The 21,667-nt window shown below is 47.8% G+C and carries 23 protein-coding genes; 7 read left to right on the top strand and 16 right to left on the bottom strand.

Annotation, left to right across the window (positions count from 1 at the left end):
- Nucleotides 1–169: 169 nt before the first annotated feature.
- The 4 genes from GC097_RS07615 to GC097_RS07600 all read right to left on the bottom strand — a co-directional run bounded on the left by GC097_RS07615 (nucleotide 170) and on the right by GC097_RS07600 (nucleotide 4,738).
- Entirely contained in the window at nucleotides 170–877 is a 708-nt protein-coding gene (locus GC097_RS07615; RefSeq protein WP_171682711.1) for a DNA alkylation repair protein, read from the bottom strand.
- Nucleotides 878–1,261: 384 nt separating this feature from the next.
- On the bottom strand, nucleotides 1,262–1,504 hold the full coding sequence (locus tag GC097_RS07610; RefSeq protein ID WP_171682710.1) for a hypothetical protein: 243 nt from the start codon (nucleotides 1,502–1,504) through the stop codon (nucleotides 1,262–1,264).
- 111 nt (nucleotides 1,505–1,615) lie between these two features.
- The gene (locus GC097_RS07605; protein ID WP_171682709.1) at nucleotides 1,616–3,670 is read right to left on the bottom strand and encodes a molybdopterin-containing oxidoreductase family protein; all 2,055 of its coding nucleotides are present in this window, start codon (nucleotides 3,668–3,670) and stop codon (nucleotides 1,616–1,618) included.
- 87 nt (nucleotides 3,671–3,757) lie between these two features.
- A complete protein-coding gene (locus tag GC097_RS07600) occupies nucleotides 3,758–4,738 on the bottom strand; it encodes a helix-turn-helix domain-containing protein (protein WP_171682708.1) in 981 nt (326 codons plus the stop codon).
- Between the two features lie 163 nt (nucleotides 4,739–4,901).
- On the opposite strand from GC097_RS07600, the gene GC097_RS07595 reads away from it, so the two are divergent.
- From GC097_RS07595 to GC097_RS07575, 5 genes are read left to right on the top strand one after another with little or no spacing between them, the layout of a single operon-like run.
- Nucleotides 4,902–5,939: an ABC transporter substrate-binding protein gene (locus GC097_RS07595; protein WP_376768368.1), complete on the top strand. Its 1,038-nt coding sequence runs from the start codon at nucleotides 4,902–4,904 to the stop codon at nucleotides 5,937–5,939.
- A 24-nt stretch (nucleotides 5,940–5,963) separates the two neighbouring features.
- Nucleotides 5,964–6,842: an ABC transporter ATP-binding protein gene (locus GC097_RS07590; RefSeq protein WP_171682706.1), complete on the top strand. Its 879-nt coding sequence runs from the start codon at nucleotides 5,964–5,966 to the stop codon at nucleotides 6,840–6,842.
- Complete coding sequence (locus GC097_RS07585; RefSeq protein WP_171682705.1) at nucleotides 6,835–7,671, top strand: ABC transporter permease; 837 nt, start codon at nucleotides 6,835–6,837, stop codon at nucleotides 7,669–7,671. The genes GC097_RS07590 and GC097_RS07585 overlap by 8 nt, the downstream gene beginning before the upstream one ends.
- A gap of 29 nt (nucleotides 7,672–7,700) precedes the next feature.
- The gene (locus tag GC097_RS07580; protein ID WP_171682704.1) at nucleotides 7,701–9,050 is read left to right on the top strand and encodes an LLM class flavin-dependent oxidoreductase; all 1,350 of its coding nucleotides are present in this window, start codon (nucleotides 7,701–7,703) and stop codon (nucleotides 9,048–9,050) included.
- Nucleotides 9,051–9,069: 19 nt separating this feature from the next.
- Nucleotides 9,070–10,002, top strand: a complete 933-nt coding sequence (locus GC097_RS07575) for a TauD/TfdA dioxygenase family protein (RefSeq protein WP_171682703.1) — start codon at nucleotides 9,070–9,072, stop codon at nucleotides 10,000–10,002.
- Between the two features lie 981 nt (nucleotides 10,003–10,983).
- Here the strand turns inward: GC097_RS07575 and GC097_RS07570 are convergent.
- The 5 genes from GC097_RS07570 to GC097_RS07550 all read right to left on the bottom strand — a co-directional run bounded on the left by GC097_RS07570 (nucleotide 10,984) and on the right by GC097_RS07550 (nucleotide 15,158).
- Complete coding sequence (locus tag GC097_RS07570; protein WP_171682702.1) at nucleotides 10,984–11,565, bottom strand: hypothetical protein; 582 nt, start codon at nucleotides 11,563–11,565, stop codon at nucleotides 10,984–10,986.
- A complete protein-coding gene (locus GC097_RS07565; protein ID WP_171682701.1) occupies nucleotides 11,566–11,781 on the bottom strand; it encodes a hypothetical protein in 216 nt (71 codons plus the stop codon).
- A 768-nt stretch (nucleotides 11,782–12,549) separates the two neighbouring features.
- Nucleotides 12,550–13,434: an L-serine ammonia-lyase, iron-sulfur-dependent, subunit alpha gene (gene sdaAA / locus GC097_RS07560; protein WP_171682700.1), complete on the bottom strand. Its 885-nt coding sequence runs from the start codon at nucleotides 13,432–13,434 to the stop codon at nucleotides 12,550–12,552.
- A 2-nt stretch (nucleotides 13,435–13,436) separates the two neighbouring features.
- Nucleotides 13,437–14,114 carry an L-serine ammonia-lyase, iron-sulfur-dependent subunit beta gene (sdaAB, locus tag GC097_RS07555; protein WP_171682699.1) on the bottom strand — a complete coding sequence of 226 codons (678 nt, stop codon included), beginning with the start codon at nucleotides 14,112–14,114 and terminating at the stop codon, nucleotides 13,437–13,439.
- 201 nt (nucleotides 14,115–14,315) lie between these two features.
- Nucleotides 14,316–15,158 (bottom strand): ABC transporter ATP-binding protein, encoded by an 843-nt coding sequence (locus GC097_RS07550; RefSeq protein ID WP_171682698.1) that lies wholly within the window; start codon nucleotides 15,156–15,158, stop codon nucleotides 14,316–14,318.
- A gap of 867 nt (nucleotides 15,159–16,025) precedes the next feature.
- On the opposite strand from GC097_RS07550, the gene GC097_RS07545 reads away from it, so the two are divergent.
- Both GC097_RS07545 and GC097_RS07540 read left to right on the top strand, forming a co-directional pair.
- Nucleotides 16,026–16,385, top strand: coding sequence for a glutaredoxin family protein (locus GC097_RS07545; protein ID WP_171682697.1), 360 nt, complete (start codon nucleotides 16,026–16,028; stop codon nucleotides 16,383–16,385).
- Nucleotides 16,386–17,000 (top strand): hypothetical protein, encoded by a 615-nt coding sequence (locus GC097_RS07540; RefSeq protein WP_171682696.1) that lies wholly within the window; start codon nucleotides 16,386–16,388, stop codon nucleotides 16,998–17,000.
- Between the two features lie 31 nt (nucleotides 17,001–17,031).
- Here GC097_RS07540 and GC097_RS07535 read toward each other — a convergent pair whose 3' ends face one another.
- The 7 genes from GC097_RS07535 to tpiA all read right to left on the bottom strand — a co-directional run bounded on the left by GC097_RS07535 (nucleotide 17,032) and on the right by tpiA (nucleotide 21,663).
- Entirely contained in the window at nucleotides 17,032–17,655 is a 624-nt protein-coding gene (locus GC097_RS07535; protein ID WP_171682695.1) for a hypothetical protein, read from the bottom strand.
- Nucleotides 17,656–18,657: 1,002 nt separating this feature from the next.
- On the bottom strand, nucleotides 18,658–19,314 hold the full coding sequence (gene deoC, locus GC097_RS07530) for a deoxyribose-phosphate aldolase (protein ID WP_312875632.1): 657 nt from the start codon (nucleotides 19,312–19,314) through the stop codon (nucleotides 18,658–18,660).
- A gap of 187 nt (nucleotides 19,315–19,501) precedes the next feature.
- A complete protein-coding gene (locus GC097_RS07525; protein WP_171682693.1) occupies nucleotides 19,502–19,768 on the bottom strand; it encodes a EutN/CcmL family microcompartment protein in 267 nt (88 codons plus the stop codon).
- A 3-nt stretch (nucleotides 19,769–19,771) separates the two neighbouring features.
- Nucleotides 19,772–20,050: a BMC domain-containing protein gene (locus GC097_RS07520; RefSeq protein WP_171682692.1), complete on the bottom strand. Its 279-nt coding sequence runs from the start codon at nucleotides 20,048–20,050 to the stop codon at nucleotides 19,772–19,774.
- Nucleotides 20,047–20,337: a EutN/CcmL family microcompartment protein gene (locus tag GC097_RS07515; protein WP_171682691.1), complete on the bottom strand. Its 291-nt coding sequence runs from the start codon at nucleotides 20,335–20,337 to the stop codon at nucleotides 20,047–20,049. Before GC097_RS07515 ends, GC097_RS07520 begins: the two co-directional genes overlap by 4 nt.
- Nucleotides 20,338–20,347: 10 nt before the next feature.
- On the bottom strand, nucleotides 20,348–20,809 hold the full coding sequence (gene rpiB / locus GC097_RS07510) for a ribose 5-phosphate isomerase B (RefSeq protein ID WP_171682690.1): 462 nt from the start codon (nucleotides 20,807–20,809) through the stop codon (nucleotides 20,348–20,350).
- Between the two features lie 14 nt (nucleotides 20,810–20,823).
- Nucleotides 20,824–21,663 (bottom strand): triose-phosphate isomerase, encoded by an 840-nt coding sequence (gene tpiA / locus GC097_RS07505; protein ID WP_171682689.1) that lies wholly within the window; start codon nucleotides 21,661–21,663, stop codon nucleotides 20,824–20,826.
- Nucleotides 21,664–21,667: the final 4 nt, after the last annotated feature.

Raw genomic sequence — 21,667 nt, 5'->3', positions numbered from 1 at the left:
GCTCCTATTATCGCCCTCTCTTTCAAAAAATTAACTTCTTGTATCTTTTCTGCAAATAATAGATTTTTCCTTTATTTGACCAATGGATTTATCTGACATGCACGTAAACAAAAAAAACTATGGCGGAACCACCTCTCTCGAAGTCATCCAGTCATAGTCTCATCATCATTTAACAAATACACGTCTTCTTCTTAGTCCCTATCCGCCCCATCGCTTCCACTTTATGAATATAGTCCGTGGCAAGCGGTACTTTGCACGCCGTTTGGCCCACGTCGACATGCACCTTGCCAATCTCCTTCGCCACATCCACGGCTGTATCAAATAACGGGTGGCAGTATGTTCCGACAGTCAGGACAAAGGTGTTCATCGTATACTTAACGCGATTGCGCTCCTCATGAATCGTTGTTCTTACTTGTTCCAGCAGCCCGGCAATCTCCTGCAGATCGAGCTTCTCGTCCGGGGTAATGCTGATATAATTCGCATACGTGCTCCATCCGCAAGCCGTCAGCATCTCATCAGGGGAATGCAGCCATACCCGCGCCATCTCAAGGGCAAAACCGCTCTCAGCAGCCACTCCCGCCACCGTATACTCGGCCAGCATGTACCAATAAGCCTTCTGCGCCCAGTTCTGAAGCTCTTCTTTCGTCATCGTTTTGGGATTGATCGAAAGACCCGCCAAGTACATAGCATCCGTGTTCCCTGAATCATAAAGTGCAAGCGCCAAGTCGCGGTCTTTCTTAACATTTTTGACCAGCTTCTTCAGATCCCCGACTTTCACGCCGAAAAATGGCTCTTGAGCGCCATGACGAAGAAACGTTTTCTTCGTTTGCTCGCTCCCCAGCTCCTCCAAATGTCCCATTACCTCATCAAAAGTCATCGTTTCACCAACTTGGCCTCATTTTTCCGTATTGTAACATACTGTGAACGGGATGCGAAGCTGATCTTGTGCAAGCCCGGATTAAGTGCCTCCTTATCAGGGGGGGGGACCACTCCCTTTGCGGCTTACGCCCACTATAGTCCGCTATTTTGGTGAAAAACGTAAATGTTGGGGCTGGAGGGGAACTACAGGGTCTTATTTACCTTGGTATAGCATCTTTTTAGCCAATAGTGACTGAATAACGGATCGTAGTTCCCTCTCTTTTACTCAAAGGTCTTTTTCCGGGAAAATAGCGGCCTGTAGTTCCCCTCTAAACGTATAAACACTATAACAACCAAAAAACCGACCCACTGGGGATCGGCTTTCTTCACCTATATCAATTACTTAATACAACGGTTTCGTTTGGTACAGCGCCTGCGGCTGCGGGCAGTGTGGAAACGGGAGAATGTCCCGTATTTGGCTGAACGCATAATGTTTTGTGGCAAATTGAGTATGGTATAAGTATTCGATCACATAAATCGACCCGCCTTGTATACTGCACAGAATTCCCGAAGCACCGGTGCCGTCCAATAGGGATACACCTACCGGACTGCCGATCAGAGCATACGCTTTATGCTGTAAGGACATCGGCCATCACCTCCTGCATTACTTTATGCGGGGAAGCGCCCATGGGTTCAGTGCAGCTCAACTCAGTTTTGCTCAGTTTGCTCAGATCAGATCAGTGCAGCTCAACTCCGCTCAGTAAACGTCGCTTTTCTCCAGCTTTCCCACCCTTACACGGCCGGAAAAGAAAGTCGCGCCTCCGCCCATATCCGCTACACGATCCGGCGTAAGCGCGTTGACCAAAGCTCTGCTCCCGTTCTTCGGCAAATCCGCCCACAGTCCTTGGCTCACAACGACGCCCGGCAGCACGTCCGAACCCGTCGCCGCGGTTAATTCACACTCGCCGCGGTCATTCCACACGCGAACCAATTCCCCATTCGCTATCCCTAATGCTGCTGCATCCGCCTCGTTCATGTGCAGCTTCGGCATTTTCTCCATGCGGGCATGCTTCTCATTATGAGCAAACGTCGAATTCAGGAAATTATGATTCGGCGCGGGAATGAAGAGGAAAGGCAGGTCTCCTTCCTCTTGGAGCGGTACGTAGGTCGGCAGAGCCGGATAACCTTTCTCCTCCATCTCACGGGAGAACAGCTCGATTTTGCCGCTCGGCGTCCGCAATTTCCCCGGAAATAGCGGCTGCACCTCCGCCTTCAGGAACTGATTCTCCAGCAAGCTTTCGTAAGTGATGTTCGCCAACGCCGGATTGCCGGGATGATTCAAGGCTTGGCGCACCAGATCTTCGTCGGTATCCTGCAAAGCTTCATCCTCATAGCCCATCCCCGACGCAAGCAGGCGGAACACATCGACATTCGCTTTGCTTACACCGTGAGGCCGGACGACAGGAAGCTGAATCTGCACGTACCGATGCCAATAGGAGCGGTAGAAGTCCGTATTTTCAAAAGAAGACGTAGCCGGAAGCACGATATCCGCATACTTCGCTGTCTCCGTCAGAAACAGATCATGCACAACCGTGAACAAATCCTCCCGCTGAAGCCCTTCCCTCACTTTATTCGCATGGGGAGCGACTAACGCCGGGTTGGAATTGTATACGTACAGCGAACGAATAGGCGGGTCCAGCTCCAGCAATGCGCTGCCGAGCAAGTTCATATTGATCTGCCGCGCTTCCTTCGTACGTAGATCAGGCCGCTGCAAGGCCGGGATGTTATGCTCCAAATAGCCGCCATTCCCTTTGATGGCGCCGCCTCCACGCTGCAGCCACTGCCCCGTCAAGCCCGGCAGGCAAGCAATTGTCCGCACGCACATTCCGCCGTTATCGTGATGCTGAATCCCGTTTCCGATTCGAATGAACGAAGGCGAAGTTTGGCCGTACAGTCGAGCTAATCGGTAGAGGTCCTCGGCCGGAACTCCTGTTATTGCAGATACCACAGAAGGTTCATACTGCCGGACATGCTCCCTCAGCTCCTCATGGCCAACCGTATATTGCTGCAGGAAAGCTTCGTCCACCATATTTTCGGCGAATAAAATATGCATAATGCCCAGCGCCAAAGCGGCATCCGTTCCAGGCATAATCGGAATGAACCAGTCCGCCCAGCGGCCGGTTTGGTTCTTATGGGCATCAATGACGACGATTTGCGCTCCGTTCTTGCGTGCCTTCTCAGCCAACATCACCTGATGCATATTCGTGCTGACGGCATTGATGCCCCACATGATGATGAGCTTCGCATGCACCGTATCCTCCGGATCGGTTCCAAAGCTGCCGCCCATCGTATACTTGTAGCCTTCGGTTCCTGCCGCCTCGCAAATCGAATACAGCAGCCGGCTTGCGCCCATCCGGTTAAAAAAGCGACGATCCATCCCTTCCGTCCCAATCCGCCCCATATTGCCATAGAAGCTGTATGGCAGAATCGATTCAGCGCCTTCCTCGGCAATCAGCTTTTTCCAACGACTTGTGATGGTTGCGATCGCTTCCTCCCAGGAAATTCGTTCAAATCTGCTGCCCTCTCCTTTCGGACCTATGCGCTTCATCGGGTACTGCAGCCTTTTCTCATCATAAAGACGTGCCGTCATGTTGCGGACTTTATTGCAAATCGCCCCTTGTGTCACCGGGTGGTTGGGGTCTCCCTCTATTTTAACGATCTTGCCGGCTTCTTTATGAAGCAGCAGACCACATTGATCCGGACAATCCAGTGAGCATACTGCAGGGAAAATGCCGTTTTCTTTTTCGATCATAGATGTTTGCATCTGTTATAGCTCCCCTTCCATCACTTCAACTCCTTTACTATATACCGAATTGCAGCCAAGGGAAACATTTTCGCGTTAGTACAACTGCTCATCTGCCCATTCTCCTTCTAATAAATCACTGCTCAAACGAGGCAGCTTTAGCGCCTTAACCGCTTCTTGTAAATAATGGCTCTCATAAAGGACTTCATTGGAAAAAGGGGGTGCTGTCACAGTCGCGTTTGCATACTTATTCCCCTGTTCCAGCAGTTGTAAAGCTCTCATATCCTTCTCATAAAATGCTGCATCCCATCTGATTTCAGCGAGGATACGAGCCGTTATTTCTGTGGGAATTCCTTTGGCACGAGCAATGCGTTCAGCAGCAGCTAAAGGATGATTCCGCATATACGCATGCACCCGCACATGTGCTTTTAAATAAGCCACCGTATCCTCTTGATGCCGTTTCACCCAGTTCTCTTCAGCCATAATGCCGGTTAAATCATCCTCCCCCATTCCCTTTTGAAAATACACTTGACCAGTTTCCTGGCTGCAGACCGATGCTTTACCGTCAAATGCTAGCAGTATAGGGCGAAACGCCGGCAGCATCCGCCTAAGCGATTGACTTAGTACGATCGGATACTCGCCTAAGGAAGCAATTTGGATGCTTCCCCCGACCAAGCCCTGCAGAAGTACAGTGCCGCTCGCGGCATCGAACCAGTCGACACGAACGGTGCGCCCAGGCATCGAAGAAGCAAGTTCATCTTCAAACCAACCGAGCTCCTTCATGAGGAGCGATGTCCACATGTGAGCCGTCCCGCTCTGATAGCCGACGGTGATTGCCTGGTGGTCCTGCGGTGCGCGAATCGATGCCGTATCTGCTGCGAATGCCGCTTTCTTCGAGCCTGATGCGTGATCGCGAACCCATTTTTCCAGCTCAGCCTTATCAATCAAGATTTCTTTTCCTATTTTCACATAAGGAAGCTGCTTCAATTTCCGCCATCTATCGAAGGTTGAGCGGCTTATACCGAGTAAATCGACCGCTTCATGCAAAGAAATGAGATTGAATCGCTGTAAGGACATGTTTTCGCGCCTCCTGCCTAGATACGATATGGTCATACATTGTCATTCATGTTCATGTGTTTCCAATTTATTGACAGTTTTCCGGGCCGAGATTATATTTCATTATAGAAACATATTCATACTAAGTCTATAGGAATTATGCGATTATCGAGGGGGAATGAAGATGACCTTATCAAGGCAAAAAAGTTTTGCAGCAACCATCGCACTACTCGTCGCTTGCGCACTCTTATTAACAGCTTGCGGCAGCAAACAGAAGACCGTTTCCGCCAGCGGCAGCGCACCGGAAGTCACCGAGCTTCGTTATCAAGGCGGAGTGGGCTCCGTCACTTTCCCGGAGTTAGCGGAGGATTTGGGATACCTGGCGCCCTTGAAGCTGAAGTATATCGGGAACACCATCAGCGGTCCTCAAGATATTCAGTCGGTTGTAACCGGCGATACCGATTTTGGCGGTGCTTTTAATGGAGCGATTGTGAAATTGATATCAGCCAAAGCGCCAATTAAACCCGTCATTGCTTACTACGGCGTCGATGATAACACGTGGACGGGATATTACGTTTTGGATGGCAGTTCAATTAAAACTGCGAAAGATTTAATCGGTAAAAAGATTGCTGTGAATACGCTCGGCGCACATCACGAATTCGTCATTAAAGAATATCTGCACAGAGCCGGTTTAACGGCGGAGGAAATTAAGCAGGTGACGCTTGTCGTCGTCCCTCCAGTAACAACCGAGCAAACGCTGCGCGCTGAGCAGATCGATGTAGCTGCGCTTGGCGGTGTACTGCGAGACAAAGCGCTGGAGCGCGGCGGTATTCATCCTTTGTTTAAGGATTCCGACTTGTTCGGGATTTTTAGCGCCGGCAGCTATGTGTTGACCGACAAATTTATCAAAGCCAATCCTAATGCGACGCACAAATTTGTGGAAGCCACCGCCAAAGCGATTGAATGGGCGCGCACCACGCCGCGTGAGGAAGTTGTCGCCCGTTTTGAGAAGATTATTAATGATCGCGGTAGAAAGGAAGATACTTCCACCGTGAAGTTTTGGAAGAGCACGGGCGTTGCCGGTAAGGGTGGACTCATTTCCGACAAAGAGTTCGGTACCTGGATTCAATGGCTTGTTGATGAAGGTGTCATCAAGGACGGACAGTTGAAGCTCCAAGGCTTGTACACGAATGAATTTAACCCGTATGCCAATGAGAAATAAGGAGTCCGATAAGGAGGCAGTTCAATGACGACCAAAATCAGCATTCAGCATGTGCAGAAAACTTTTCGAATTCAAAGAAATTTAGGGCATCTGAAAGAAGATTTACAGCCCATATCTGCTCTGCAGGATATTAATTTGGAGGTGAAGCAAGGAGAGTTCATGGTCATCGTGGGACCAAGCGGCTGCGGCAAATCAACTTTGCTGGACTTGCTCGCGGGCTTGACGAAGCCTAGCAGCGGTCAGATTTTATTAGATGGCAAAGCCATTACAGGACCTAATCTGGATCGAGGCATCGTGTTTCAGCAGTACGCACTCTTTCCTTGGAAAACCACGCTAGCCAACGTAGAGTTCGGCTTGGAAGCCAAAGGCGTCCCTCGCAAAGAACGCCGTGAAAAGGCCTTGTCTTTTATCAACCTGGTCGGGCTCAGTGGTTTTGAAAACCGATATCCTCACGAGATTTCCGGAGGCATGAAGCAGCGGGTCGCTATCGCAAGAAGCTTGGCCTATGATCCCGAGGTACTGCTGATGGATGAACCATTTGCAGCTTTGGATGCCCAAACCCGTGAAACCCTGCAAAGCGAGCTGCTGCGCATTTGGGAGGCTACGAAAAAAACGATCATTTTTATAACTCACGGCATTGAAGAAGCCGTTTATTTGGGCCAGAGGGTCGCCGTGATGACTTCCCGTCCGGGAAGAATTAAGAAGGTTCTTGATATCCCTTTTCAAGCGCGAAGAAATGAAGACGATCTGCGATCCAACCCGGAGTTCGTCAAGCTGCGCCATGAAGTGTGGGAGCTGCTGAAAGATGAAGTATCGAAAGCTCAAGAGCAGGAAAAAGCCAAAACGCTGGATAGTTTCGATCCCAGTAAATCATCGATTAAAGGGGGAGTTGTAAATGGCTAGCGCTAATGCCGGGAAAGCTTTGGTTCTGCGGGAAAAAAGCAGTATTCATGCCTTCAGTTGGTCCTTAACGAAACTGAGAAAATTGTTCAAGAATACCGTTGTCATCCTCGCTTTGTTATTCGTTTGGGAAGTCGCACCGCGCCTTGGGCTTGTTGACATTACGTTCTTCCCTCCGATCTCCGAAATTGCGGCCGCATGGTGGCAGCTGCTTCTTTCGGGTGATCTGGCCGAGCATACGCTCGCCAGCCTTTCGCGTTCTCTGGGCGGTTTTGCGCTGGCGATCCTTATCAGCATCCCGCTCGGCCTTGCGATCGGTTGGTGGAAGCCGGTATCCGAATACCTCAACCCGCTCCTCGAACTGCTGCGAAATACAGCTGCTCTTGCCATACTTCCTGTTTTTATCCTATTGCTCGGTCTTGGCGAAACCTCAAAGATTGCCATCGTGCTGTATGCTTGCGCCTTCCCGCTTCTGCTGAACACCATCAGCGGCGTGAAGAATGTCGATCCCCTTTTAATCAAATCCGCACGGTCTATGGGCTTATCGCCTGTTAGCCTGTTTCGCAAAGTCATTATCCCTGCGGCTATTCCTACAATTTTCGTAGGCATTCGCCAGGCTGGCGCAAGCTCCATCCTCGTTCTGGTAGCTGCTGAAATGGTGGGTGCAAAATCAGGCCTTGGCTATTTAATTCAATACGCGCAGTTTAGTTTTCAAATTACGAATATGTATGCCGGCATCATTTCCATATCCGTCATCGGCTTAATCATTAACTATTTGCTTGTCACACTGGAGAAACGGTTAACTGGCTGGAAGCAAACGTACAGTGAATAACAAATTGAATAAAGGTGTGTGAGTTCCACATGGGCGAATCCAAAAGACAGCTGCATTTGAATGTATTTATTATGAATACCGGACATCATGAAGCATCTTGGCGGCACAAGCATACGGAACCGGAAAATATTACGGATATCCGGTACTTTCAACGAATCGCGCGAATTGCGGAGCAGGCGAAGTTCGACTCCCTCTTTTTGGCGGATGGGCTGGCGGTTAGTCAGAACATTCAACATGGCGCTTTTGTGGGACTGGAGCCTTTTACTTTATTATCGGCACTTGCCTCCGTTACGGAGCATATCGGACTTATCGGCACCGTCTCCACGACGTATAACGAACCCTTTCATGTCGCCCGAAAGTTTGCGTCTCTGGACCATATCAGCAAAGGGCGCGCCGGCTGGAATATTGTGACATCCGGGAGTTCTTTTGAAGCTCACAATTTTAGCAAAGAGGCCCATCTGGAGCACAGCAAGCGCTATGAACGAGCCAAGGAGTTCCTAGACGTGACAACCCGTCTATGGGACAGTTGGGAAGACGAAGCGTTAGTTATTGATCGGGCGTCTGGTATTTTCGCCGATAGGAGCAAGGTTCGGGAAATCAATCATAGCAGCCATACGTTTAAAGTGCGCGGCCCTTTGAACATCCCCAGATCTCCGCAGGGTTATCCCGTGCTTGTGCAGGCCGGTTCTTCCGAGGATGGCAAGGAATTCGCCGCACAGTATGCCGAAGCGATATTTACAGCCCAGCAAACACTGACGGAAGCACAGCAGTTTTATACCGATGTCAAAGGCAGGCTGGACGCATATGGCCGTTCCCCCGACCAGTTGAAAATATTGCCCGGCATCTGCCCGATCATCGGCAAAACCGAATCGGAAGCCAAAGAAAAGGAGCAGGAATTAAACGAATTAACCGTTCCTGAATATGGTTTAAATCAGTTATCCAATATGTTAAACGTCGATTTATTCTCTTATCCTTTGGATGGGCCTCTGCCTGAACTGCCCAGCTTGTCCGACATCAATGGCAATAAAAGCCGCTTCCAGCTTGTCGTTGATTTAGCCAATCGCGAGAATTTGACAATCCGCGGGCTGCTTCACCGCCTGGCTGGCGGTCGCGGCCATCGCACCTTTGCCGGTACGCCCGTCCAAATTGCCGATCAGCTCGAAGAGTGGTTCCTGCACGGAGGCAGTGACGGCTTTAATGTCATGCCGCCCTATTTGCCAGCCGGATTAGAAGAATTTGCCGAGTTCGTCATCCCGGAGCTGCAGCGCAGAGGCTTGTTTAGAACCGAATATTCAGGTTCTACGCTACGCGGGCATCTGGGTTTGCCAAGACCAGTTAATCAGTATGCGACTGCTGCCGTTAGCGGCGCATTCCAATAAAATTGAGGAGGTTTTCGTTATGAGTACACATGAACAAATTGGGGCAGTTCCCGGTCAGATCGAGGTTCTTCCGGTTGCAGGCAGAATCGGCGCGGAAGTTAGAGGCGTGAGCCTGCAAGCTGATCTTGATGCGCAGACGCTCGCGGACATCCGTGCAGCCCTACTCAAGCACAAGGTCCTCTTCTTTCGCGAGCAGCATCAGTTAGATGACGCGGGGCAGGAAGCTTTCGCCCGCTTGCTAGGTGATCCAATCGCTCATCCGACGGTCCCGATTAAGTCAGGCACTGCGTATGTGCTCGAGCTTGATTCCGCGCATGGCGGGCGCGCCGATTCCTGGCACACGGACGTAACCTTCGTGGATGCCTACCCGCAGGCTTCCATTCTCCGTGCCGTTGTCGTCCCCGCTTCAGGCGGCGATACCGTCTGGGCGAATACAGCCGCTGCGTATGAGCACTTGCCAGCTGAGCTGCGCACTCTGGTGGATCAGCTATGGGCGCTGCACAGCAACGATTACGACTATGCCGCGCAGCGGTCCCAGGTATCTGCCGAGAAGGAACGCCACCATCGGGAAGTGTTCGCCTCCACGGTGTACGAGACAGAGCATCCGATCGTTCGCGTACATCCTGAAACCGGTGAGCGCACCTTGCTGCTCGGTCATTTCGCGAAAAAAATCTTAGGGCTCTCCTCCGTGGATTCCGCCCAACTGCTGGCTTTGTTGCAGAGTCATATTACAAAGCTTGAGAACACGGTTCGCTGGCGCTGGTCTGCCGGTGATGTCGTAATCTGGGATAATCGGGCCACGCAGCATTATGCCATCAACGATTACGGCGATCAGCATCGGATCGTGCGCCGCGTCACGGTAGACGGCGATATTCCCGTCGGCATCGACGGTCGGCAAAGCGTCACCCGCAGGAAGCAGCCTAACGATTCATTAGCCCAAACTGGATCATAATAAAAGAAATGACCCACTACTTGGCTTAAGTGCCATTGTGGGTCATTTTTTTGTTCCAGTTTGACTTCTGAAAAGGCCGGTAGTTTGGGGGCAAGGAGTAGCAGCATTAAAATGGGGTCCGGGGGCGTATGGGACATTATGTCCCTATGTTGTATTTTATACAACATTATAGATGATTTTTGCAGCAATGACTCCCTACATTGTACAAAATGCAATGAAATGGCCTGGTTTGTGCTGAATCGGTCGTTTTCGAGTGCAAATGGTTGTATAAAGTACAATGTAGCTGACTCGAGGCTCGGGATTCTGGCTAAATGATTGTATAAAATACAACCAAGAAGGGTTGGGACACGTGAGAAGTAGAGACTTGGGTTCGGAGTCGTCGATCCTGTTGATCTCGTCATGAAATTAAGATGGCTTACGATTAATGAAGAAGAAGCACATCAACTATATGAACTATAAGCTTTCACGAAAAAATAAAACTAGTTTAGCCGACTACGGGTTGAGCTTTACGTTGATAAGACAACTGGCCAAACATGCACTCGGAAGCATTGGTAATGTTAAAATACGTCATTGACTGGTTGAAATTGAATAAGACATCTCAAGTGCTGGCGCTCACGGCCTTCTGAAGTCATGCTCCAAACTATCTAGCCTAATACCGTTTAATCCTTTTTTCTTTTTAATTTAATGAAGTATAATGTAAATGATTGTGGATTTAGGCTGGGTTCTCAAGGTTCGAGTCCTTGGATTGTCTGTGCTGGCGTTATTCTTGTATTGCTCCCACTGGTTCGTTTCTTTAGTCTCAAAGTTCTTACAAAAACTGAGGGGGATGCGAATATGAATAGCAAAAAAATGATTTTCTCCGCTTTACTCGAAACAATTTGGACAGTATCATCCAGCATAACAGCGGGTGCAATTGCTCAGGGTTCAGCCTAAGTTCATAATCAGTAATAACCCCCATCTCAAGGAGGTGGGGTTGTTTGTTTAAATGAATTGATCATGATGCTGAGATAAATACAGCTGCAAATAGTCGGTGAAATTAATTTCCGTCAGTTCCCTTGTTAGTGTCCACTCAAATAACCTGGTACTCTCCATAAATGAAATGAATTCGGAATCCTTTAGCAGCTCCACGATCAAAGTATTTTTTGCATGCAGCGCTTTCGATTTGCTGTTTGGCTCATTCAAGATTATGGTCCTGATGAAACCGAGAAGTAAGTCTGTGAGTTCGATGCCAATTTCCTGTCCTTTTGGTATCAGCGAACTGCTACTAACAATAAACTGCTCCCCGCGATAAAGGGACTGAACATTGAGTTGCTCCTTCAGATTTTCATTAAGTTCCAGGTCCCGATATTCTTGCGCATCCTCAATACAAATTTGTGCGTCTATATAAGCATTTTTCCCATAGCGCCTAAGAAGCCCGTAAATCAACCGCTCGGGAAACTTTGAATAAATGACACGATCGGCTATGTAAGAAGTCGTACCGGCCCTGTTGCTCAAAATGGAGTGATCATAATTGATTACGTTAAACTTGAGCATTTTCCGATGTTTGCCGAGTAGTTGCATCAATTATTTTATGTCTTCTCGTAATGGAGCAAAACCGTTATATCCTGTCCAGTGGAAATTAATTTCCCCATCCCGTAAGCGTAGACTCCATAATTGGAACTTTTCCGATTCGTAAACAATAGCTGGAATAGAAAGTCCACCCATTAAATTGGGCTTGTTCTTTCTTTTTCCACTTTCATCGAAGAAAATCTTTATTACTTCCGTTTTTACTGGATCCACAGTATAACACCTCTTAGAATTGACGAATAATATATTATCAGGTAATATGTGAATATAAACTTATCTCTCTTTCCGAGGGATTGCGGGATGGTTTAGAACAGAGAGTAGTTCGCTCCGGGGGAGCGCGCGAAATCTTTCATTACTTTAAAGTAAACTACCAATGAGGTAGTTTTTTTGTTTTACATGAGATTTTATTATAGCACACATGGGCAGTCTGTTTGCTGAAATTCATCTAATTCGGACATAAGAAAAACCGTCAGGGGAAAACATCCTGACGGTCCTTTTGCGTGTAAACCCATACTTTTGTCCGTGGGAGGGATGGATGTGGGGTTCCAACCGCTGTTGATTTTATTATGCGGTATATACACGATTTCAAAGGCGGCCCACAGCAAAGCGCATTTCCACCCTCACACCCGTCCCTCTTCTGTTCTACTTTGAGCTGCCTTCCACTTCTTTGTTTTCTAACCTGTCTGAGATCTGGTATTCGTAAAGTTTCCAACTACGCTAAGAGGTATGTTTTCCGCTTCCCCGCAGTTCAAACAAATATACTTGATCATCTATTTGGCTAACATGTGCTTGCTTATGCTTTGCGGTATCTTCTTTTTCTTCCCTACTTTTCGTTTCTTGACGCCGGTGAGATCGTTAATCATCCTTTCAATTACATTTTTTGCTATGTGGCATAAGGCATACTTCACCTTTCGTACACCGTCTTCCAGACTACTTCTCCCTTGTATTCATAGTAGCGTTCAAACTTCCTTCAACTTACCTCTATCGCTTCTTGCCCAAATTGAGCTCTTTCATAATTTGCCGGCCCGTTGGTGTCTGGGCTAACCCGCCTTTGGCAGTTTCCCTGTGTTTTTCCGGCATCGCGGTGCCTACCTCGTACATCACCTGTACGACTTCGTCGGATGGAATGACGGAACGAACACCGGCCAGCGCCATATCGGCTGCGGCCATTGCGTTCACCGCTCCGAAGCCATTGCGAACAATGCAGGGAATTTCGACCAACCCGCCGACCGGGTCGCAAATGAGCCCTAGCGTGTTCTTCAGCGCAAGTCCTACCGCATGCATCGCCTGCTCCGGGGTGCCGCCGCGAAGCTCCACGAGCGCTCCCGCCGCCATCCCGATGGCGGAGCCGACTTCCGCTTGGCAGCCGCCCTCCGCGCCGGAGACGAAAGAATTATTAGCGATGACGTAGCCGATGGCACCGGCGCTTAGTAAGCCTCTCACCATGTGATCGTCATCCCAGCCGAAGCGCTGCTGACTGCTGATGAACACTCCGGGAATAATGCCGCAGGAACCCGCGGTCGGCGTGGCAATAATACGCCCCATGGAAGCGTTCACTTCGGATACGGCAAGCGCATAGGCCATCGCTTTACAAGCTTCCTCCCCTAAGGAAGCTTCTGTCGTCGTCATATAGCTGGCTACGCGCTGAGCGTCCTTCCCTGTCAGCCCGCTGCGGGAGGTGGTATCTTCCGTCAGTCCTTTCGCCACGGCTTCTTTCATAATTTGATAGTAAGCCCGCATTTTTTCAAACACGTATTCGGGCGACTTGCCCGATTCTTGGCTTTGATCCGCCAGCATGACTTCCGCAATGGTCATTCCCTCTGCGGCGCATACCTCTGTTAGTTGTTTTAATGTCCGGAATCTCATTTCTATTCGCCTCTTTCTGTGAGATCCACTCTTTTAATATCCGATATCATGCTTAAAGCGTTAAGCTCCCCCAAAAGCGCATCCGGAATGGGAACGTCCGTTTCAATGACGGTCATCGCATCCCGGTCCCGGCCTTTCCGGTCCAAATCCATAAAGCCGATATTGATTTCATTTCGTCCAAGCAGGGTTGTGATGTCAGCAATCATCCCCGGACGGTCATGATGGGAAATAATTAGAGTAGGATACACAGCCGTAAATTTTACATCAAAATGATTCACATTTACAATCTCAACGTTGCCTCCACCGATGGAAGCCCCGGTCATTGTCACTTCTTTTGAGCCTGAAGAAAGATGGAATTTAACGGTATTCGGATGATCCGCCTTATCTTTACTCGTAAGAAACGCTATCTCCACCCCGCGAGTTTGGGCCTCTTCGGCTGCATCCGGAATCCGCGGATCATCCGTTTCAAAATCGAGCAAGCCGCCAATGAGCGCCAAGTCGGTGCCATGTCCCCGGTATGTATCCGCAAATGAACCGTATAACGTAATTTCGGCTTTCGCCGGCTGCTCGCCGAGCAGTTGTCTGACAACGCGTCCCAAACGGACGGCTCCTGCCGTATGCGAGCTGGACGGACCTATCATGGAAGGTCCGATGATGGAAAACACATCTTTAAAGCGCATTCTGAAGTTCCCCAATCTTATGAAGTTATTGCAGTATACTTCTATTGTATGAGGCGCTTTCGTTAATGACAAGGTCTTTTGTCTTGTCCTTATTTTCCCAAGAGTACAGCTCTCTCATTCAAGTGCGCCATCGATCCGCAAAATAAAAACCCCCACATACGCTTAAAGCGTACATAGAGGATATTGGCTGCTTGTAAAATCTTAGACAAGTACTGCAGCAGCTTCTACGCTGCCGTAGGCTTGCTTCTGTTGGCTAACCTTCCTGCCTTTGCCGAAAGGGATACAAAGCGGAGTCCCGAACAGCGGATCTTGAATAATTTGGCAGTCCATTTGAAATACGGTTTGAATCGTCTCCTCGGTGATGATATCTTCCGGCTTCCCTTGGATGGCGATCTTCTTGTTATGAATAGCCACAATGTGATGCGCATAACGACAAGCAAGGTTGATGTCATGAAGGACCATTACGATACTTCGCTGCTGCTTGGCATTCAACTCAAACAATAAATCCAGCACTTCAATTTGGTGGGACATATCCAGATAGGTTGTCGGTTCGTCCAGCAGAATCGTATCCGTCCCCTGTGCCAACGTCATGGCAATCCATGCGCGCTGTCTCTGTCCCCCGGATAAAGAGTCGACGGAACGATCCGCATATTGCTGCATATTCGTCGCTTTCAGCGCTTTCGTTACCATCTCTTCATCTTCGGCGGACCACTGTTGAAGCCAGCTCTGATACGGATATCTGCCTTGTTTGACAAGCTGGAGCACAGTCAATCCTTCCGGAGCTACAGGACCTTGAGGCAGAATGGACAACCGCTTCGCAATTTCCTTCGTCGGAAGCTTGGCGATTTCTTGTCCGTCTAACAAGATGCTGCCATTCGTGGGCTTCAGCAGTCTGGCCAGCGAACGAAGCAGCGTTGATTTACCGCAGCCGTTGCTGCCGATAAACACCGTGATCTTCCCTTTCGGGATGGCGATATCCAAATCTTCATAGATGCTGGTATCTCCGTAAGTTAACGTTAAATGCTGAGCCTCGATGGCGTGCATCGGTCATCAATCCTTCCTCGCTATATAATGAACGAAATCTCTTAGTGGTTAAGTGATATACAATCCAAACATGATTTCTTTTAGTGTATAGTCGATGAAAAGCATTGTCAATGATTTTGAGAATCATTTTCAATAAAATTAATACGCAAGCTCCAATTTCATCCATTCCGGGCTATTTTCTTCCCTAATTACCGCATTGAGGCTCTGCACCATGTGAGGGAACCTCATTCCTTATTTACAAGAAAGGTGGAGATTCAGGTGTTGGCGGGGAACTACAGGACCTTATTTCAACTCAATCGTCCAAATAGACGTCCAGAATGGGGAATAGCGGACTCTAGTTTCCCCTTTCTCGCTCAAATGACTATTTTGGGCAAAATAGCTACCTGTAGTTCCCTACCTCCCCCCAATGGCTTTGAAACCGGGCCGGCGCCGCAAAAAAACTATCGGTAAGCTTCGCCCACTATATAAAAAAAAGGGAACCGACACAAATGTCAGCTCCTACAGGTTAAATGCGCTCAAGAAAGGGAATCGCCATCGCTGAAATTCGCTTAAAACCTTCTTCATTCGGATGCAGCCTGTCACTGCTCAGGAAACTCAGCTTGAAGCTGTTGAAGCCGCAAAGGTTGATTGGCTATTTCGAACACAATCTCGCAAATAGGCTCAACCAAAAAACGTGAATCTCATCTCAAATAAAGAGTTATCTAATTTTTAACAAGCGATATTTGAGGTTGATTTTTAAAGTCAGAAAAGCACTTTTAGAGTGTAGGTTATACTTAAGGCTTCACGGTGGTTCAGGGGATGAATCCACTTGGGGCTTTCATCCCCTAAGTAACCTACCCATTATATAACATTAGGAGAGCCTTATAGATGACGTCCTCCTGGAATGGGTACCTAGTAGAGATCTTTAAAGATGATCTCTCCCCAATTGCAAATCAGGCACTTTCTCTCTTTGTAGACTTTGCCGTACCTCACGTTGTAAGAAATATTGTTCATGATCCTGAAGCGCGGCGAGAATTCAAACTCTTCAAACTTACCGTCGTTCCCGCATTCGTCATAGGTGGACATATTATTGAGGGGTACAATCCGAAGGAAATCGGGGAGGTAGTCGAAAAATACTACGGTATTAAAATCCCCGATGAACGACTAATAGTTGACATACGCAAGCCTTGGGTTTTTGATGACCCAAAAAAAATGATAAGTTTACCTACTAATTGGAGGGGATTATAAATGAGTTGGAGTTGCTCTGGCGTAAAACCGAATTACGATAATTTTTGGAATAATTACCTGTATTATGCGAACATTTGCGTGCCGGCCCTTGAGGTATCGAGGTCGTTCCTGCTTGGGGTATGGTATCAGGAGTGGGGAATCCCCTATAATAATCCAGGCAATCTCATTGGTACTGAAGGATACACTCCGGCAGGATATTGTGGGAATTTTCCTGCCTTTGATACATTGGAAGATGGGGCTCAAGCTTTTGTGACTCTCTTTAACCGTCGTTACAATGGTGAAAGTACGTCCTACAGTAATATCTTCGGACAACTTAATAATGTCAAAAATGCATACAACAATGGTTTTACCGGAGGTTTAACTGCTTCTTCTGTAAAAACCGACGATGGTGACTATATCAATGTAACAAGTGTAGCATTTGGTGGTAAATCTCAATCTGGTGGAACAATCTTAACAGCAACATATGCCGCAAATGAAATGTTTGGCTCCACAGCATGGAATGCAGGTCACTATATTAGAAACAGATCGCCTTACAATGATTACTATCCGGGTCAGCGGTTGAATGCAGTTCTTAACAGCTCCGGCTGGGCTGCCAAAGAAGCACTTCTCCCATAAGGTAGAAGGAGGGGACTAATCCCCTCCTTTTTTATTTGGTTTTATCTGGGTTTATTAAATAATTTGAAAATTCAATATCTTGGATTACATTTTTTTCATCAACTCGAAACATCAGGAATGGATGATACACACTTTCTGTATACGTACTGCCTGTTACCCAGTAGCTTGTGGGCTTATTTTTATCATCTTCTGTCTCTACTTTCTCATAAATTTGAAGCAATTTATCTACCGAGTCCCCGATACCGACGTTCTTATTTGTTTTAATAGTTGAAGGGTTGTGCACTATGATACTTTCAACCCCGCCTAGCGGTTCCTTCTCACCTGTACGATAAAAACGTACTCCCATATTCTCCTTTTCATAAAACCATTCAACTTCGGGTGTCGAATGGACCTGGCTAACTTTGCTCGGTTCCCCAAGAAACGACTTTACCTTTTCCTGTGTATCTCCAATATGGATGCCTGCAATGGATGTATTCTCTTTGGTTAATGGCCCCGGACCTCGCTCAATGGGCTTCGTTTTTGTTTCTTCAACTTTTCCATTAGTTGTCGAATTAACAGGGGGTGGTTGCTCCACTTTGCTCGTCTTTGCAGAGCTGCAACCGCTCAATATTACACATGCAGCAATAAAAGATAGTACGCCACTTTGAATTTTCATTTTGTCCTCCTGACCGGTATGATGATTTGACGGTAAGCAAAACCTAATCAAAAGGTATCTGCCGACTTGGGCCTCCACAAGCAACAAGCAGTCTAGGACCCAAATGATTTCATAGTCATCCCCCTCGCATAAAATTTGAACTTTATACTATATTTGACTGATATTCCAAGAAATAAGTTGCTACTTATGTGTAATTTCTTAGAGATAGATTAAATGGAAACTAAACAAGCGAAAACCCACCGCTTAAGGTTGGCTCCCTAGCATAGACGGTTGGTCTCGTATAAATAGGTATTTCGGGTTTGGAATTATCGAGCTAATCCTCTATTGAGGGCTCCATGATGCCTCCACCTAGATTGCGAAGCGCATTCTCGAGGGATTCAATAGTTGGTTCAGGAACCCAAAGATCGACTGAGGCCCTTTGCCAAGTAGTTGATGCGAACAAGATGCGATCCGGGTGATTGCCAATTCCTATCCTCGAACATCAGCGCGGTTCTCTCAAGCTCAAGTCTCTCCTTCAATCCGATCGGCAAGTTCAATCAAATCCTGAAAACATGATCATCGCTCCTTAAAAAGAATATGGGTTGTGAAGAATGCTCAAAACAAAAAAACACTTTTCCAAGACCTCGATCACTTTATAGGCGAATTTCAACCTAAAGCTGATCGAACAATAGGAAAAGTGCTTTTGTAAAAATGGGTTTTTGGCGAATGCCTAAACCGGATGACGAGTGAAAAATATATCCTTATCCTACCACACTATAATAAGCGTTCTCTCAATCTATACGAACAAATGAAGTCAAACTAGTACTCCCTGGCTATCTAGTAAATTGAAAAAGATAACTAGTTCAGCTTATAATACAGTCTATGATTTTCACATGATAAAAAGATTAAAATTAACTAATATTTCTCAATACAATGTTTTGCTGGACGACTTCTCTCTAAGCTGTACAAAAAAAAGAGATTATCCTCAATGGATAATCCCCATGCTATCAGTGCTTGTTGCAATTAGTAACCTTCGGTTTTGCCGCCTGTGACTAAAGCGACACTGGAGCTTGCGCCAATGCGGGTAGCGCCGGCAGCAATAATTTTACGAGCCGTATCAATATCTCTGACGCCACCGGATGCTTTCACACCCATCTCCGGGCCTACGGTATTTCTCATCAAAGCGATGTCTTCAACCGTTGCTCCCCCGTGGCCGAAACCAGTCGAAGTTTTTACGAAGTCGGCTCCAGCCATTTTACAAATGGAGCATGCCTTCACCTTTTCTTCATCCGATAACAGGCCGGTTTCCAAAATGACTTTAACGATAGCCTGTCCGTTAGCGGCTAGAACGACACCTTCAATATCCTTCTTCACCGTGTTCAGATCGCCTGATTTGAGGGCGCCGATGTTCATAACCATGTCAATTTCCGTTGCTCCGTTTGCAATTGCATCCCGGGTTTCGGCCATTTTGGAGAAGGTTGTTGTCGCTCCCAATGGGAAACCGACAACTGTCGTAATACCGACTTTAGATCCAGCCAGTTCCTTCGCTGCGAGCGGCACCCAATAAGGATTGATACATACGGTTGCAAAATTATATTGCTTAGCTTCGCTGCACACCTTAATAATTTCATCTTTTGTCGCATCTGGTTTCAACAAAGTATGGTCAATTTTACGGGCAATTTCAGGCCCTGTAATGAATGGCGCTTTTTGTGAAAAAGAAGATCCGGACCGCGTACCTTCAGCAACTTTAACGCCGACCGTTTCCTTCGTGATTTGCTGATTGCTAACTTGTGCAAGCACTTTTTGTGTAATTTGTTCTATAAGCTTCTCCACTTCCACAATCGTTCTCCTCCGCTTCATTTTTTCTCTATTTATTTAGATCGTCGATAATCCCTACGATAACCGCATCTACAGCCCCTTCAGGCCGCTTCATGACTTCGCGCGCGGAACCGCCCTCCTCTACGACCAAAACGATGTCGCCAACTCCGGCTTGCGCGCAATCCACAGCGATAAACGGATCAGAGTAAGGTTCACCTCTTTCATCTACGGATTGGACAACCATAAGTTTCAATCCGTGATGACTTTTTGTTTTGATCGTAGCGACGATGTTGCCGAGCACTTTGCACATTTTCATGAATTACTCGCCCGATTTCGGTAAAAGTTTCTCCACATCGCTATGAGGTCTTGGAATGACATGAACGGAAAGCAGTTCCCCAACGCGTTGAGCCGCTTCTGCTCCTGCATCCGTTGCCGCTTTAACTGCTCCAACGTCTCCTCTTACCAATACAGTGACAATGCCGCCGCCAACCAGTACTTTGCCCACTACCGATACATTTGCCGCCTTAACCATTGCATCCAAAGCTTCGATAGAACCTACGATACCTTTTGTTTCGATCATTCCCAATGCACTACTCATGAATGAGCACCTCCATGTTTAATCACGTTATAGTTTTCAACAATCCCCATAATCCCTGCATCTGTCGCGACCAAATCCAAACCAAGCGGTAAGGATGAGTCTCTGCTTTTTGCCAAATAAACCAGATCATCATAACCGGCTGCTCCATGGGTATCGATAACAACCATTGCTTTTCCCGTCTTCGTATGCTCATCCTTCATAGGCTGGACGATCAACAGCTTGAGTCCGGTCAGACTCTCATCTTTTTGCGTGCAAACAACGGTACCGATTACTTTTCCCAAGAACATTGATAATCCCCTACCTGAATCTTTTTAGGAAGCGACTCTCGACTTCCATGATTTTGGTCACCCGTTTGTCATGCCTTCCGCCTGAAAACGGGGTATCGAGCCATGTTTTAACCATCTGTCTGGCCAGCCCTTTACCGATAAACTGACCGCCGATAGCGAGCATATTTGCATTATTGTGATCACGACTGTTGATAACCGTTGATAAATCCCAGCATAGCGCACAGCGGATGCCAGGCACTTTGTTCGCGGTCATCGTACTGCCGATCCCAACTCCGTCGATCATAATACCAACGTAATTGTCGTTAGTTGCCGTAGCTTCCGCTACGAGAAAGGCAACATCCGGATAATCAACCGCCTGTTTATCGTAGCAGCCAAAATCTATGATCGGGTACCCGAGCTCTGTCAGGTACGCTTTGATATCTTCCTTTAATTCCAAACCACCATGGTCACAACCGATAGCGACTGTTTTCATCTATGTTCGACTCCTTACCTAAGCGCCTTCAGAATGGCTTCAAAAGAGTGTGCTTGCAGACTGGCTCCTCCAACGAGAGCCCCGTCAATATCTTCTCTGGCACAAAGCTCCTGGATGTTGCTCGCACTTACCGAACCACCGTACAAGATCGGAACCCTGTTTGCAAAACCAATACTTTTTTTCTCGGCAAGCATCTGTCTGATTTCTCGATGAATGTCCTGAGCATCCGAAGGTTGAGCCGTTTTACCGGTCCCAATCGCCCATACAGGCTCATATGCAATGATGAAGGGACTGCGCTCCTCCGTCACTCCGGCGAGCGCAGATTCAACTTGCGTGCGAATGACTTCTTTTGTCAGACCAAGCTCGCGCTGGAGCTGCGTTTCGCCAACACACACAATGGGAATCATGGAATTCCCAATGGCTTGATGCACCTTCGCAGCTACCTGCTCATCCGTTTCTCCGGCTGCTCTGCGCTCGGAATGGCCTATGATAACATGACTGCAGCCTAATTCGAACAACAATTCACCATGCACTTCTCCCGTGTGAGCCCCTTTGGGCTTCTCATGGAGATTTTGTGCACCTAAGGAAATCCCGGCTTGCTGCATGAGCTCCTTAAGCGGATAAAGCAGCGGGGCAGGCGGACAGATGACAGCTTCACAATGCTCGTAAGGAGCATCTGTCAGCCCACTGAAAAACTCTCTTGCTTCCTGCAAGGTCATGTTCATTTTCCAGTTGGCAACGATTAATGGCTTGCTGCGTCCAATGGACGGCTGCTCCTCGATATCTGTCAGCTGAAGGGAGGATAGGACCTGCTGCACAACTTGTCTTATATGCTTCTCTAGGGCGCTATCCATGGAT

It is taken from the genome of Paenibacillus planticolens (assembly GCF_013141725.1).
Taxonomy (GTDB): Bacteria; Bacillota; Bacilli; order Paenibacillales; family NBRC-103111; genus Paenibacillus_E; species Paenibacillus_E planticolens.
This window is presented reverse-complemented; position numbering and strand designations above follow the sequence as displayed.

Bases quoted from the DNA above. Each gene is read 5' to 3' on its own strand.
- GC097_RS07595 (WP_376768368.1), top strand. From the start codon at position 4,902: ATGACCTTATCAAGGCAAAAAAGTTTTGCAGCAACCATCGCACTACTC.
- GC097_RS07540 (WP_171682696.1), top strand. From the start codon at position 16,386: ATGAGTTGGAGTTGCTCTGGCGTAAAACCGAATTACGATAATTTTTGG.
- GC097_RS07590 (WP_171682706.1), top strand. From the start codon at position 5,964: ATGACGACCAAAATCAGCATTCAGCATGTGCAGAAAACTTTTCGAATT.
- GC097_RS07520 (WP_171682692.1), bottom strand. From the start codon at position 20,050: ATGAGTAGTGCATTGGGAATGATCGAAACAAAAGGTATCGTAGGTTCT.
- GC097_RS07535 (WP_171682695.1), bottom strand. From the start codon at position 17,655: ATGAAAATTCAAAGTGGCGTACTATCTTTTATTGCTGCATGTGTAATA.
- GC097_RS07615 (WP_171682711.1), bottom strand. From the start codon at position 877: ATGACTTTTGATGAGGTAATGGGACATTTGGAGGAGCTGGGGAGCGAG.
- GC097_RS07550 (WP_171682698.1), bottom strand. From the start codon at position 15,158: ATGCACGCCATCGAGGCTCAGCATTTAACGTTAACTTACGGAGATACC.
- sdaAA (WP_171682700.1), bottom strand. From the start codon at position 13,434: ATGAGATTCCGGACATTAAAACAACTAACAGAGGTATGCGCCGCAGAG.
- GC097_RS07585 (WP_171682705.1), top strand. From the start codon at position 6,835: ATGGCTAGCGCTAATGCCGGGAAAGCTTTGGTTCTGCGGGAAAAAAGC.
- GC097_RS07605 (WP_171682709.1), bottom strand. From the start codon at position 3,670: ATGATCGAAAAAGAAAACGGCATTTTCCCTGCAGTATGCTCACTGGAT.
- GC097_RS07600 (WP_171682708.1), bottom strand. From the start codon at position 4,738: ATGTCCTTACAGCGATTCAATCTCATTTCTTTGCATGAAGCGGTCGAT.
- rpiB (WP_171682690.1), bottom strand. From the start codon at position 20,809: ATGAAAACAGTCGCTATCGGTTGTGACCATGGTGGTTTGGAATTAAAG.
- tpiA (WP_171682689.1), bottom strand. From the start codon at position 21,663: ATGGATAGCGCCCTAGAGAAGCATATAAGACAAGTTGTGCAGCAGGTC.
- GC097_RS07575 (WP_171682703.1), top strand. From the start codon at position 9,070: ATGAGTACACATGAACAAATTGGGGCAGTTCCCGGTCAGATCGAGGTT.
- GC097_RS07610 (WP_171682710.1), bottom strand. From the start codon at position 1,504: ATGTCCTTACAGCATAAAGCGTATGCTCTGATCGGCAGTCCGGTAGGT.
- GC097_RS07580 (WP_171682704.1), top strand. From the start codon at position 7,701: ATGGGCGAATCCAAAAGACAGCTGCATTTGAATGTATTTATTATGAAT.
- sdaAB (WP_171682699.1), bottom strand. From the start codon at position 14,114: ATGCGCTTTAAAGATGTGTTTTCCATCATCGGACCTTCCATGATAGGT.
- GC097_RS07515 (WP_171682691.1), bottom strand. From the start codon at position 20,337: ATGTTCTTGGGAAAAGTAATCGGTACCGTTGTTTGCACGCAAAAAGAT.
- GC097_RS07545 (WP_171682697.1), top strand. From the start codon at position 16,026: ATGACGTCCTCCTGGAATGGGTACCTAGTAGAGATCTTTAAAGATGAT.
- GC097_RS07525 (WP_171682693.1), bottom strand. From the start codon at position 19,768: ATGAAAATGTGCAAAGTGCTCGGCAACATCGTCGCTACGATCAAAACA.